The following is a 12,452-nucleotide window of genomic DNA, read 5'->3' on the forward strand; positions in this document are numbered from 1 at the left end:
GATCGGCAGGCCTATTCGGCCGCAGCTGCGTCTTTCGCGGCATAGGCGCTGAGTTCGTCGAATGCGGCGGTAAAGCCTGCAAGCGACAGGCCCAGTTCGACCGGTTGCTTCGGGTCGCCGCCGAATGGCATCAGCGTCACGGTCGCTGCGCTGCCGCGTTTCATCTGGCCCAGCTCTTCCGCCGACAGGCCGATCCGCGACACGCAGCCGACCGGCGCGCAGAAGCTGAACGGGTAGCCGCGCGGCTTGCCGTTATCGACCGCAAAGCCAAGGCCTTGAATCAGGTCGGTCTCCAGCGGTGCGACCAGCGTCGCGCCTGCGGCGACGTCGCCATTGGTCAGCGGGATCAGCGTCAGTTCGGCGACCGAATTTCCGTCGGCGTCCTGCATCAGTTGATACAGTTCGCAGGGATCCTTGCCCTGTTCCGCCTTGATGCAGCGGACAGTCCAGTCAGTATGCGAGGACTTGGCATAGTAGCTGCCCACCTTCGGCTCGCCCGACGCGGCCTCGTCTGTCGCCGTAGCAGCGCCCGCGGCGCTGGTGGCGGGTGCCGCAGCGGCGGGCTGTTCGTCGGCATCCGGGGCGTCGGCTGCGGGTGCGTCGGCGGTCGCATCCTCGCCGGAAGATGTTTCCGCGGCAGGCGCTTCGGTGGCTGGTGCCTCGGCCGCAGGCGCCTCCGTGGCGGGCGCTTCGGCGGTGCTGGACTGGGCGGCGCTGTCGGGTTCGGCCGGTGTCGCGCTGTCCTGTGCGAAAGCCGGGGCAGCAATCACGGCCAGCGCGGCCAACAGTGCCTGCGAGGGTTTGATCGGCATATTCATGTCTTCCCTTTGCTCGATGCTTTTCAGTCGCCTAGCATGTCTCTGGATCTTTGTCAGGATCAAGATCCCCACGCTTCTTCACCTTGGCTTGACCCGTGATCCATCCGGTCGCGTGACAGGCGGATCCTTGCCGCTGGCGGGAAATCCCGGCGCTTCGTCTTGTCGCGTCTGGCGCGGCGACCCATCTATTCAGGAACAGCGTCGCGTCGGCTTCGGGGCGATTCATATAAGAATAGGGTCGCAGATTTCCCTGCGACCCCTACGCCTGAGGCGTCCTCTCCCTGCCGGACTGGCCGGTCATCATTGGCTGCACGCTAGTCGCGCAGCCGTGATCCGTCAACAGCGCATTGCGGCATCCTCGATCACAAAAAAGCCGCGCCCGAGGGCGCGGCAGTCCAACAGGGAGGAAGGTCCGGGTCACGGCAATGATCCCCGGACAAATCCAATATGGCACGAATCCGTTAAGATTGTATTGTCGCATCGCGCGCACTTCGCGTGCGGCTACTGGCAAGCGACAGGGACGAAGCAGATATGACAGCGGTACTGGACGAACAGGCTGGAACGGTTTTCGTGGGCGGGGCCGGCAGGGACCATGCATCACCGCAATCGCTGCTGCTGAAATATGCAAATCGTCATGGCATGATCGCCGGCGCCACCGGTACCGGGAAGACGGTCACCCTGCAGACCCTGGCTGAAAGCCTGTCTCTTGCGGGCGTGCCCGTGTTCATGTCCGACGTGAAGGGTGATCTTGCGGGCCTGTCGCAATCCGGCAGTCAGGATGCGCCATTGCACGACGCGTTCCGGAAACGGGCAGACCAGATCGGGCTGACGCTGGAGTATCAGTCCTTTCCGGTGACGTTCTGGGATGTCTGGGGCGAAAAGGGACATCCGGTCCGCACCACACCTGCCGAGATGGGGCCGCTTCTGCTGTCGCGGCTGCTGGATCTGACCGATGTCCAGGAAGGCGTGATGAACATTGCCTTCCGCGTCGCGGATGAGCAGGGGCTGGCCTTGCTGGATCTGGGCGATCTTCAGGCGATGCTGGTCTGGGTCGGCCAGAATGCTGCCGATCTGTCGCTGCAATATGGCAATGTCAGCACCGCCAGTGTCGGCGCGATCCAGCGCGCGTTGCTGGTTCTGGAAAATCAGGGCGGCAACAAGCTGTTCGGGGAACCGGCGCTGGAACTGGCCGATCTGCTGCGCGTGGATCAGGCCGGCCGCGGGGTCGTCAATATTCTGGCTGCCGACCGGTTGATGAATTCACCGCGGCTTTACGCGACATTCCTTCTGTGGCTTCTGTCCGAGCTGTTCGAGCAGCTTCCCGAGGTCGGCGATCCCGATCGGCCGCGCGTCGCGTTTTTGTTCGACGAATCGCATCTGCTGTTCGATGATGCCCCCAAGGCGTTGATCGACAAGGTCGAACAGGTGGCCCGGTTGATCCGATCCAAAGGGGTCAGTGTCTGGTTCATCAGCCAGAACCCTGCCGATATCCCCGAGGATGTCCTGGGCCAATTGGGAAATCGGGTGCAGCACGGTCTGAGGGCGTTTACCGCCAAGGATCAGAAGGCGCTGCGTCTGGCTGCGCAGAATTATCGCAACAATCCTGATTTCGACATCGCCGAGGCGATCCAGTCTGTCGGCACCGGCGAGGCGGTCACCTCGTTGCTTGAAGCCAAGGGCGTGCCCGGCATCGCGCAGCGGACCCTGATCCGTCCGCCTTTCAGTCGCCTCGGCCCGGTCGACGAGGCCGAACGCAAGGCGGTACTGGCCGCCTCGCCGATGGGCGCGAAATATGACCTCGGTCTGGACCGTGAATCCGCGAAAGAGATCCTGGCCAAGCGCGCCGATCAGGCTGCACAGGAAAGTCTGGCGGCAAAGCAGAATGTCGGCGCGGATGACGATCTGTTCGACATGAGCCGTGACGAGTATCAGAACGCCCGTCGCTACGAGCCGCGCCAAGAGGCTGCATCGGGCAGCAGGCGGCGCAGCTCTCGCAGCGACAGCATTGCCGAAACATTCGGCAAAAGCCTTGCCCGGCAACTTGGTACGAAATCCGGGCAGGCGCTGGTCAGGGGTGTGCTGGGGTCGCTTTTCCGAGGGCGCTGAGCGCCACGGCACCGACCTTTGCCAAGCGGTCGATTGTCGTTCCCGCACCGACAGGCTGAGGGACGCTGCTGACGGCGGCTCGCATTTCGGCCAGGATCGCGATCATCAGCATGACATGGCGCTGCATGTCATAATCCGCATCGTGGTTGCGGCGCGCATCGTTCAGCAATGCTTCCTCGGCGCGCAGCCTTGGCAGCGCCGCGCCCGGCGCCGGGCACCGCTCGGCACGCAGAAGACGTGGCAGGTCGCGGCTGCGCCGCCACCCCTGCTGACCCTCGCGCGCGGCACGGATCAGCGATGCAGGGCGGCGCAGGCCGGAATGCAGCGGGCGTGGGCGGAAGGCGATCACATTCTGCATCGCGGTCATGGCAAGATCCTCCTGGCTGTCGATGTGATTGACCATGACACAACCAATGCGTGTGTTGCCGAAAGCCTTGATGCAGCGCGCGCAGGGGCAAGGAATCTTTAGGATTTGTTAGGGAATGTTGCGGCTATGTGCAGAAAGCAGCCTGTCATCCACAGGACTTAACGCAACCCAGGGTGGTCTTCTGCCGGGCTGCCCGAGGACGACAAGGGACCAGACATGACCATATTGACCGGCGACTTCGCAATCGACACGGGAGGCGCAGACCACCGATCGCAGATCAGTGTCGGCGCGGCCGGACGTGACGATTTGCCGGAAGATGCCAAACTGTATCTGCGCCATGTCGAGCACGGAGAAACGATCCGCGCGCTGGCCCGAGAGGCGGGTTGTCATGCCTCGACGATCCTGCGGCGCATTCGCCGTTTCGAGGCGCGTCGCGACGATCCGCTGGTCGATGGGGCATTGTCGGACCGTCCTGTGGACCCGGCAAGGATGGACGACCGCGCGGCGCTGCGCCTGTTGCGCCGGCTGGCCGAACCGGGCGCGGTTCTGGCTTCCGCCGAGGGGATGGAAAAGGCGATCGTCACCCGGGACGACATTCGCACTGCCGTTCTGGACCGCCACATGGCCGAGGATCTGGCGCTGCGGGGATGGGTCGTTCAAAGCGGGCAGGGCGGGCGCATCCGCAGATATGTTCTGGCCCCTGCCGGACGCGAGGCGCTGCGCCGGATGCTGCGTTCGCCGCGACAGCGCGAAGCGGTGCCCGGACCCGCTGATTTCCGTCAGGCCAGTCCGGTGCAGGCCCAGCCAGCACAAGGCATGGCCGAGGATCAGGCCGGATTCGAACACGCCGAACGTCACCGCGTCTTCGAAGACCGCATGATTCAGGATCCCGATGACGGGCGTCGCAGATCCGCACGCGTCAATGTCGCGGAAAGCCCGCTGCTGCTGCTTGCCCGCCGGCGCGACCAGAACGGTCAGCCTTTCCTGTCCTCCGGAATGGTCGGGGCAGGCGAGCGGCTGCGCGAGGATTTCGAACTGGCGCAGATGGGACCGCGTGTCACCCAGAACTGGGATGGCTTCATGACCGCCGGGATCGACGTCTCACGCAACGGCGCGGGCTATCGCGGCGGCTCGGAATCCGCGCGCAATCGCGTTGCCCTTGCATTGCGGGATCTGGGGCCGGGAATGGGCGACATCGTGCTGCGAGTCTGCTGCTTTCTGGAAGGGATCGAGCTGACCGAAAGGCGTCTGGGCTGGTCGGCGCGATCGGGCAAGGTTGTTCTGCGTCTTGCCCTGATGCGTCTTGAGCGCCACTATCACGAAACCTACGGCACGGGTTTGCCCATGATCGGCTAGGGATCGCCGGGGATCACGATGAATGGGATGCCGCAAACGGCATCCCATTTCGATTCAGGTGCCGATTGCCAGGAACATGGGCGGCGCGATAAGGGATGCAAGCGCAGACTGCGGCATATGATCAGGTGAGTTTATGAACATTACCCTTCGCCAGCTGCGTTATTTCCTGGCCTTGGCCGATCACGGGCATTTCACTCGCGCCGCCGAGGTGACCCATGTCAGCCAGCCAGCCCTGTCCATGCAGATCCGCGCGCTGGAGGAAATCGCCGGCGGGCCTTTGGTCGAACGCATCACGGGTGGCGTGGTTCTGACGCCGCGCGGTCGCGAACTGGCAGCCCATGCGCGCCGGGTCATGGCCGCGATGGCGGGCCTGGAACAGGGGCTGCGACAACCGGGCGAAGGCGGTCGGCTGATGTTGGGCATGATCCCGACGGTCGCGCCCTATCTGCTGCCCGAGGCATTGCCGGTGCTGCGTGCAAGGGATGTCGGCCGCGATCTGCATCTGCGCGAGGCGCAGACAGACCGTCTGCTGGACGAACTGGATTGCGGTCGTCTGGATGCCGTCGTGGTGGCAACCCCGCCCGAGGGCAGGGGCATGGTCGCGGCGCCGCTGTTCACCGATCGTTTTCTGCTGGCCGGCAGTGCCGCGCGGATCGCGCAGATTCAGGGGCGCGCGGTTGCACCCAAGGAACTGGATCCCGGTCAGCTTCTGCTGCTGGACGAAGGGCATTGTCTGGGCGATCAGGCGCTGGAGGTGTGCGGACTGAACCGCCGGTCAAGCCATCTTGATCTGGGCGCCGCCTCGCTTTCGACGTTGTGCAGACTGGCCGCGCAGGGCATGGGCCTGACATTCCTGCCGCAGATCGCGCTTCGTCAGGAAATTGCGGCAGCGCCTGGTCTGACGGCCATCGCGTTCCCGGATCCGCAACCCCTGCGCGAGGTCGTGTTGATCCGAAGGGCATCGACGCCTGCCGAGGGATGGTTTGATGAGCTTGCCGACACGCTGCGCGCCGCCGCGCGAAACTTGCTGTAGCCAAACGAAGGGCCGCGCAGGACGCGGCCCCCGGGTCTCTGCGCCCTTAGGCGGGTTCTGACACGCGCGCGGTTTGCAGATAGCCCAGCACGGTCTCGGGCGAGGTCTCGCCATAGGGGTCGTCTGCGCAATCGTCGCAACGGCCGGGTTCCTCGAACCACTTTTTCACGATCCCGTCGTTGATCACGGCGGCATAACGCCAGCTGCGCGCGCCGAAGCCCAGATTGTCCTTGCGCACCAGCATGCCGACCTTTTCGGTGAACGATCCCGACCCGTCGGGGATGACCGTCACGTTCCGCAGTCCCTGTGCCTTCGCCCACTGATTCATCACGAAGCTGTCATTGACCGACATGCAGTAGATCGCGTCGATCCCCAGATCGCGCATCTGGTCGAACGCGAGATCGAAGCCCGGCAGCTGGTAGGTCGAGCAAGTCGGCGTGAAAGCACCCGGCAGCGAGAACAGCACCACGCGCTTGCCGGCAAAGTAATCCGCCGTCGTCATGTCCTGCCAGCGGAACGGGTTCGGCCCGCCCACCGATTCGTCGCGGACCCGCGTCCTGAACGTCACCTGGGGAAGTGTGCTGCCAATCTTCATCCTGATATTCCTATACATCTGCATTGTTTCCTCCCCCCGTCCCATGCCGCGATGCAGCGTGGAGAATGCACATGCAGCATGCCGCGTGGCGTTGATCAAGCCCCGGTTTGGGATTAGATAGAACGAAACTCAGCGAAAGGTCGGACATGACCGAGATCACCGCGCCGCAACTGCCCCGTCTTCGCCATCCCGAAAAGGCGCATCGGCCCGATCAGGCGCAGCCGAAAAAGCCAGACTGGATCCGCGTGAAGGCGCCGGTCAGCGAAGGCTACAAGCGCACGCGCGATATCATGCAGGAACATCGCCTTTCGACGGTCTGCGAAGAGGCAGGCTGCCCGAATGTCGGCGAATGCTGGAGCCAGGGTCACGCGACCATGATGATCATGGGCGAGATCTGCACGCGCGGCTGCACGTTCTGCAACGTCTCGACGGGGCGCCCGAATGAGCTGGATGTGTTCGAACCCGGCCGCGTTGCGCATGCGGTCCAGAAGCTGGGCTTGAACCATGTCGTCATCACCAGTGTGGACCGTGACGATCTGGACGATGGCGGTGCCGAACATTTCGCGCAGACGATCCGCGCGATCCGCCATCGCAGCCCCGATTCGACCATCGAGGTGCTGACCCCCGACTTCCTGAAATCCAGGCCGGGCTCTCTGGAAATGGTGGTCGAGGCACGCCCGGATGTCTTCAACCACAATCTTGAAACGGTGCCGGGGCTTTACCCCACGGTTCGGCCGGGTGCGCGGTATTTCCATTCCCTGCGGCTGCTGCAGCGGGTCAAGGAACTGGATCCGTCGATGTTCACCAAGTCGGGGATCATGGTCGGACTGGGCGAAGATCGTCAGGGCGTCCTGCAGGTCATGGACGACATGCGCGCCGCCGACGTGGATTTCATGACCATCGGGCAGTATCTGCAGCCCAGCCCCAAACATCACCGCGTGGATCGCTTCGTGACGCCCGACGAATTCGCTAGCTATGAAAAATCCGCCTACGGCAAGGGGTTCCTGATGGTGTCGGCGACCCCGCTGACGCGCTCGTCCTATCATGCCGGCGACGATTTCGCGCAGTTGCGCGCCGCGCGGCTGGCCAAGCTGGGGCTGGCCTGAGGCAGGCCTGAACATGCCTGCCGCAAGGTCGGGCCGGTTGATGTGAAACGCGCATCTGACCTCTTGCAAATCGGCGCGCTGCGGCTTAGGCGAAGGTCAGACATCGACGATCGGTTCGGCGGGTTCATGAGGCGCAAGCCCTTCGGTTTCCCTGATCACGGCGTTGACATGATTGCCACGTTTGCGCGGCGATCCACCCGGTGCGGGTGTGGCGGAATGGTAGACGCGAGGGTCTCAAACACCCTTTCCGCAAGGAGTGTCGGTTCGAGTCCGACCACCCGCACCAATTTCAAGTCTTTGAACTGAACCTGTCCTGCGCCAACGGGTTGCGCCACAAGACCGCGGCCGCGGATTTGCGGCCGCCTGCCGAGATTGCGGGACATTCATGCAGGATCATGGGACGACCCGACAACTCGACGATCCATCTGAACCAAAGTGCGCCTTGTGGCTATCCGCGATGCGCCCCGGCAGCCAGATCACGGACGAAATCCAGGATCTCGGGGACCGGACGACGTTCGCCGATCAGCTTGACGATGGCGCTGCCGACGACGCAGCCATCGGCGACCGAGGCGACCTGTTCGGCGGCTTCCGGGGTCGAGATGCCGAACCCGACCACCACCGGCAGGTTCGCGGCCTTCTGGATGCGCGCGACCTCGGGGGCGACCTCGGCTGCATCTGCGGCGGGGCCGCCGGTGATGCCGGTGACGCTGACGTAATAGACAAAGCCGCTGGTGTTCTTGACCACGGCGGGCAGACGCCGGTCGTCGGTGGTGGGCGTCGCCAGACGGATGAAGTTCAACCCGGCGCGGCCTGCAGGAATGCACAGTTCGGCGTCTTCCTCGGGCGGCAGATCGACCACGATCAACCCGTCCACGCCGGCCTCGGCAGCGTCTTTCAGGAACTGATCGACACCGCCGTCGCGCGCATAGATGGGATTGTAATATCCCATCAACACGACAGGCGTCTCGTCGTCGTGCTTGCGGAACGCGCGCAGCATGTCCAGCGTGCGGGACACGCTGCCGCCCTGCGTCAGGGCACGCTGACCGGCCGCCTGAATGGTCGGACCGTCAGCCATCGGATCGGTGAACGGCATCCCCAGTTCGATGATATCGACGCCTGCGGCTGGCAGTCCGGACATGATCTCAAGCGCGGTTGCGTCGTCGGGATCAGATGCCATCATGTAGGCCACGAAGGCTTTCTTTCCCTCGGCCTGCAACGCCGCGAAACGCTTGTCGATTCTGGTCATGTCCGTCCCCGTCTTCCGTTGTCTCAGCACTAGCCTTGATGCCCGCCATGCGCAATCCGCGCAGGCTGGACTTGGCGCCGCATGGGGCCTAAGTAGCGGCGAAATTCAGGAAAGGGTGCGATCATGGGCTTTCGGATGGGAATTGTCGGGCTGCCGAATGTGGGCAAGTCCACGCTGTTCAATGCGCTGACCAGAACCGCTGCCGCACAGGCCGCCAATTTCCCCTTCTGCACGATCGAGCCGAATGTGGGCGAGGTGGCCGTGCCCGACCCGCGCCTTGACAGGCTGGCCGGGATCGCGGGCAGCAAGCAGATCATCCCGACGCGGATCACCTTTGTCGATATCGCGGGTCTGGTGAAGGGCGCCAGCAAGGGCGAAGGGCTGGGCAACCAGTTCCTGGCCAATATCCGCGAAGTCGATGCCATCGCCCATGTGTTGCGCTGCTTCGAGGATGGCGACGTCACCCATGTCGAGGGGCGCGTCGATCCCATCGCTGATGCCGAGGTGATCGAAACCGAGCTGATGATCGCCGACATGGAGTCGGTCGAGCGTCGTCTGGCCAATCTGGCGCGCAAGCTGAAGGGCGGCGACAAAGAGGCCGCTGAACAACAGGACCTGCTGAAGCGCGCCCTTGCCGCGCTGGAAAACGGTCAACCCGCCCGCACGGTGGACATCGCCGAGGATGAGCGCAAGACGTGGAACATGTTGCAGCTGCTGACGTCCAAGCCGGTGCTGTATGTCTGCAATGTGGCCGAGGACGACGCCGCCAAGGGCAATGCCCTGTCCGATAAGGTTGCAGAGATGGCCAAGGCGCAGGGCGCGGGCCATGTCGTGATCTCGGCAAGGATCGAGGAAGAGATCAGCCAGCTTGAGGCCGAAGAGGCCCAGATGTTTCTGGCCGAGATGGGGCTGGACGAAGCCGGGCTGGATCGGCTGATCCGCGCGGGCTACGATCTGCTGGGTCTGCAGACCTATTTCACCGTCGGCCCGAAAGAGGCCCGCGCCTGGACGATCACCAAGGGCACGTTGGCTCCCCAGGCTGCGGGCGTGATTCACGGCGATTTCGAAAAGGGCTTCATCCGCGCGGAAACCGTGGCCTATGACGATTACATCTCCGGCAATGGCGAGGCGGGCGCGCGCGAGGCCGGCAAGCTGCGAGTCGAGGGCAAGTCCTACGAGGTCAAGGACGGCGACGTCCTGCACTTCCTGTTCAACGCCTGAATCGCAGCGGCGAGGCGCGAACTGAAAAGGCCGGGCAATCGCCCGGCCTTTCGCATCCTGTCACGGGATCAGACGATCACTCGCGGTTGCCCATGAACTGCAGAAGGAACATGAACAGGTTCAAGAAGTCCAGATACAGGCGCAGCGCGCCCATGATCGCGGTCTTGCCGATGAAGTCCTTGTCCGAACCGGCCATCTGCAGATAGGTGTTCTTGATGTTCTGCGTATCATAGGCGGTCAGGCCAGCAAAGATCAGCACGCCCAGGATCGAGATCGCGAACTGCATCGCCGAGCTTTGCAGGAAGATGTTCACGATCGAGGCGACGATCAGGCCGATCACCCCCATGATCAGGAAGCTGCCCCAGCCCGAGATGTCCTTCTTGGTGGTATAGCCCCACAGCGACAGGCCCGCGAAGGCGATCGCCGTCACAAGGAAGGTCTGCACGATCGAGAACGGCGTATAGACCAGGAAGATCGAGCTGATCGACAGGCCCATCAGTGCCGCGAAGGCGTAGAACATGAACGTCGCGCCCTGCACCGACAGGCGGTTCATCGCCGCGCCGAAGGCGAACACCATCAGCAGCGGGGCGAACATGATCACCCATTTCAGCGGCGAGGCATAGATCGCCATGCCAAGCTGGGTCAGCTGCCCGCTTGCATCGACGGCAGCCGTGCTGATGCCGTAGGCTGCGACGGCGGTCACACCCATGCCGACCGCCATCAGCCCATAAACCTTGTTCATGTAGGCCCGCAGGCCTTCGTCAACGGCCGCGCTGCGGCTGCCAACGCCCTGCGCGGTTCGGTATGTGTTGTAATCTGCCATCAATGTCTCCCTCTCAGGCGTTGCGGGCAATGCCCCTGCATATGCGAACCATATTGGCAGGCTGACGCCCCGTTTCAATGCCGAAACGATGCCCGGACCGCGCATTTCACATGGTTATCACGATCTTTCCAACCGATTTCCGGCTGCGCAGTAGCTGAAAGGCTTCGGACAGCCGCTCCAGCGGCAGAACCTGACCGGCGACAGGCGCCAGACGGCCGTTTTCGAACATCCGCAGCAGGTCGTCCACGCTTGTCCTGATGGCTTGCGGATCCAACTGACGATAGCCACCCCAATAAAATCCGTGAATCGCGATGTTCTTGACCAGTGCGTGGTTCAGGGGCAGGGCGGATGGCTTGCCCCCGGCAAATCCGATCACCAGGAACCTGCCGCCGCGCCGCAGGGCGCCGAACGCCTGCAATCCTGCCGTGTCGCCGACCGGGTCATAGACGACATCGACGCCTCCCATGTCCCTCAGCGCCGACTTCAGATCCGGGCAGTTCGTGCTGTCGATCACATCGGCGGCACCGGCGGCACGCACGGTTTCCAGGCGTTCGGGGCCGCGGGCGATCCCGATGACGCGGGCGCCAAGCGCGTGTCCGATTTCGACCGCCGTCAGACCGACGCCGCCCGCCGCCCCAAGCACGGCCAGCGTCTCGCCTTCGCGCAGCCCGGCGCGCATCGTCAACGCCAGGTGGCTGGTGCCGTAGGCGACCAGAAAGCCCGCTGCCTGTTCGAAACTCATTTTGTCCGGAATGACATGGCAGGCGACGGGAGGTACGGCGATCACCTCGGCCAGTGTTCCGGGAAACGACACCGCCACGCGGTCCCCGGCGAACAGCCCGCTGGATGAGGGTGCCTCGATCACCTCGCCCGCGCCTTCCAGCCCGGCGACGAAGGGGGCGTCCTGTGGTTCCTGATACTGTCCTTTTGCCTTCAGCAAATCGGCAAAGTTCAGCGCGCCAGCCCGCATGCGCACAAGAACCTTTCCATCTGCAGACCGCGGTGCGGAATGGCGCAGGACGACAGGGTCCTGACCCAGCGCCTCGACGCGGGCGATTCGTATCTGCTCAGTCATCACGATCTCCGGAAAAATAAGACAATGAGTTCACCTGCTTGGCCTGTTCATCCCAAAGCTGCACGACGCGCAATACGACACCTGTCTTTTTGGTCAGAAACGGTCCGGTTAACCATGTTGACACTCGATAATTGCGGCGGGTTGGGCTACTGCCTCTTTAGATTGAATGGGGTTAACGATGAAACACGGTGTAGATGTTCATGTTGGTAAGCGTATCCGTCATCGTCGCTGGATGATCGGAATGACGCAACAGCAACTGGCCGACAAGGTCGGTATCAAATTTCAGCAGATTCAGAAATACGAAACCGGAATGAACCGTGTTTCCGCGTCCCGCCTTTGGGATATCGCGCGGGCGGTGGATGTTCCGGTCAGCTTCTTTTTCGAAGGTTTGCACGAAGGCGAGATTGCGGCCGCGGTCGAGGGCGACATCCTGGCCGACAAGGAAGCGCTGCAGTTGGTTCGCGCCTATTACGCGATGCCCGCGGCACAGCGCCGCCAGATCTTCGAACTGGCGCGGGTTCTTTCGGACGCCGCCTGAACAAACGTTGATCCGGCCGAGCACGACAGCGGTTCGGCAGGATCGTCTTTGACGCATTGGCGTCAGCTTTCCCTGAACAGAGTGGTTTTCTGTGCCTTCGGCCACTGGCAGGCGCGGTCACTTGCCGCTAGACCTGTCGCTGACGGAACACCACGGGCGGCGGGGGAC

General features: G+C 63.3%; 12 protein-coding genes and 1 tRNA gene. 7 read left to right on the top strand and 6 right to left on the bottom strand.

Annotation, left to right across the window (positions count from 1 at the left end):
* Positions 1–11: 11 nt before the first annotated feature.
* Positions 12–818 (bottom strand): invasion associated locus B family protein, encoded by an 807-nt coding sequence (locus tag J7359_RS02740; protein ID WP_247740145.1) that lies wholly within the window; start codon positions 816–818, stop codon positions 12–14.
* A gap of 531 nt (positions 819–1,349) precedes the next feature.
* On the opposite strand from J7359_RS02740, the gene J7359_RS02745 reads away from it, so the two are divergent.
* Positions 1,350–2,924, top strand: coding sequence for a helicase HerA-like domain-containing protein (locus J7359_RS02745; protein ID WP_209055017.1), 1,575 nt, complete (start codon positions 1,350–1,352; stop codon positions 2,922–2,924).
* On the opposite strand, the gene J7359_RS02750 is transcribed toward J7359_RS02745, so the two are convergent.
* Positions 2,887–3,327, bottom strand: coding sequence for a DUF6477 family protein (locus J7359_RS02750; protein WP_209055018.1), 441 nt, complete (start codon positions 3,325–3,327; stop codon positions 2,887–2,889). The two genes, J7359_RS02745 and J7359_RS02750, sit on opposite strands and share 38 nt — an antisense overlap.
* Positions 3,328–3,507: 180 nt before the next feature.
* Here J7359_RS02750 and J7359_RS02755 point away from each other — a divergent pair, with 180 nt between their 5' ends.
* Positions 3,508–4,647, top strand: coding sequence for a DUF6456 domain-containing protein (locus J7359_RS02755; protein WP_209055019.1), 1,140 nt, complete (start codon positions 3,508–3,510; stop codon positions 4,645–4,647).
* Positions 4,648–4,780: 133 nt separating this feature from the next.
* Positions 4,781–5,680 (top strand): hydrogen peroxide-inducible genes activator, encoded by a 900-nt coding sequence (locus J7359_RS02760; protein WP_247740146.1) that lies wholly within the window; start codon positions 4,781–4,783, stop codon positions 5,678–5,680.
* A gap of 46 nt (positions 5,681–5,726) precedes the next feature.
* Here J7359_RS02760 and J7359_RS02765 read toward each other — a convergent pair whose 3' ends face one another.
* Positions 5,727–6,275, bottom strand: coding sequence for a peroxiredoxin (locus J7359_RS02765; protein WP_209055020.1), 549 nt, complete (start codon positions 6,273–6,275; stop codon positions 5,727–5,729).
* A gap of 155 nt (positions 6,276–6,430) precedes the next feature.
* Here J7359_RS02765 and lipA point away from each other — a divergent pair, with 155 nt between their 5' ends.
* Together lipA and J7359_RS02775 are read left to right on the top strand one after the other, a co-directional pair.
* Positions 6,431–7,381: a lipoyl synthase gene (gene lipA / locus J7359_RS02770; protein ID WP_209055315.1), complete on the top strand. Its 951-nt coding sequence runs from the start codon at positions 6,431–6,433 to the stop codon at positions 7,379–7,381.
* A 202-nt stretch (positions 7,382–7,583) separates the two neighbouring features.
* Positions 7,584–7,667 (top strand) — tRNA-Leu (locus tag J7359_RS02775).
* Between the two features lie 162 nt (positions 7,668–7,829).
* Here J7359_RS02775 and trpA read toward each other — a convergent pair.
* On the bottom strand, positions 7,830–8,627 hold the full coding sequence (trpA, locus tag J7359_RS02780; protein WP_209055021.1) for a tryptophan synthase subunit alpha: 798 nt from the start codon (positions 8,625–8,627) through the stop codon (positions 7,830–7,832).
* A 123-nt stretch (positions 8,628–8,750) separates the two neighbouring features.
* On the opposite strand from trpA, the gene ychF reads away from it, so the two are divergent.
* Positions 8,751–9,848 carry a redox-regulated ATPase YchF gene (ychF, locus tag J7359_RS02785; RefSeq protein WP_209055022.1) on the top strand — a complete coding sequence of 366 codons (1,098 nt, stop codon included), beginning with the start codon at positions 8,751–8,753 and terminating at the stop codon, positions 9,846–9,848.
* Between the two features lie 76 nt (positions 9,849–9,924).
* On the opposite strand, the gene J7359_RS02790 is transcribed toward ychF, so the two are convergent.
* Positions 9,925–10,671 carry a Bax inhibitor-1/YccA family protein gene (locus J7359_RS02790; protein ID WP_209055023.1) on the bottom strand — a complete coding sequence of 249 codons (747 nt, stop codon included), beginning with the start codon at positions 10,669–10,671 and terminating at the stop codon, positions 9,925–9,927.
* Positions 10,672–10,777: 106 nt separating this feature from the next.
* The gene (locus J7359_RS02795; RefSeq protein WP_209055024.1) at positions 10,778–11,746 is read right to left on the bottom strand and encodes an NADPH:quinone oxidoreductase family protein; all 969 of its coding nucleotides are present in this window, start codon (positions 11,744–11,746) and stop codon (positions 10,778–10,780) included.
* A 178-nt stretch (positions 11,747–11,924) separates the two neighbouring features.
* On the opposite strand from J7359_RS02795, the gene J7359_RS02800 reads away from it, so the two are divergent.
* Positions 11,925–12,284: a helix-turn-helix transcriptional regulator gene (locus J7359_RS02800; protein ID WP_209055025.1), complete on the top strand. Its 360-nt coding sequence runs from the start codon at positions 11,925–11,927 to the stop codon at positions 12,282–12,284.
* Positions 12,285–12,452 lie beyond the last annotated feature (168 nt).

The sequence above is a fragment of the Paracoccus sp. R12_2 genome (assembly GCF_017744015.1).
In the GTDB taxonomy this organism is placed as follows: domain Bacteria; phylum Pseudomonadota; class Alphaproteobacteria; order Rhodobacterales; family Rhodobacteraceae; genus Paracoccus.

Coding starts and splice junctions, on each gene's coding strand:
- J7359_RS02765 (WP_209055020.1), bottom strand. CDS start 6,275: ATGAAGATTGGCAGCACACTTCCCCAGGTGACGTTCAGGACGCGGGTC.
- J7359_RS02800 (WP_209055025.1), top strand. CDS start 11,925: ATGAAACACGGTGTAGATGTTCATGTTGGTAAGCGTATCCGTCATCGT.
- J7359_RS02790 (WP_209055023.1), bottom strand. CDS start 10,671: ATGGCAGATTACAACACATACCGAACCGCGCAGGGCGTTGGCAGCCGC.
- ychF (WP_209055022.1), top strand. CDS start 8,751: ATGGGCTTTCGGATGGGAATTGTCGGGCTGCCGAATGTGGGCAAGTCC.
- J7359_RS02795 (WP_209055024.1), bottom strand. CDS start 11,746: ATGACTGAGCAGATACGAATCGCCCGCGTCGAGGCGCTGGGTCAGGAC.
- trpA (WP_209055021.1), bottom strand. CDS start 8,627: ATGACCAGAATCGACAAGCGTTTCGCGGCGTTGCAGGCCGAGGGAAAG.
- J7359_RS02745 (WP_209055017.1), top strand. CDS start 1,350: ATGACAGCGGTACTGGACGAACAGGCTGGAACGGTTTTCGTGGGCGGG.
- J7359_RS02755 (WP_209055019.1), top strand. CDS start 3,508: ATGACCATATTGACCGGCGACTTCGCAATCGACACGGGAGGCGCAGAC.
- J7359_RS02750 (WP_209055018.1), bottom strand. CDS start 3,327: ATGGTCAATCACATCGACAGCCAGGAGGATCTTGCCATGACCGCGATG.
- J7359_RS02740 (WP_247740145.1), bottom strand. CDS start 818: ATGAATATGCCGATCAAACCCTCGCAGGCACTGTTGGCCGCGCTGGCC.
- J7359_RS02760 (WP_247740146.1), top strand. CDS start 4,781: ATGAACATTACCCTTCGCCAGCTGCGTTATTTCCTGGCCTTGGCCGAT.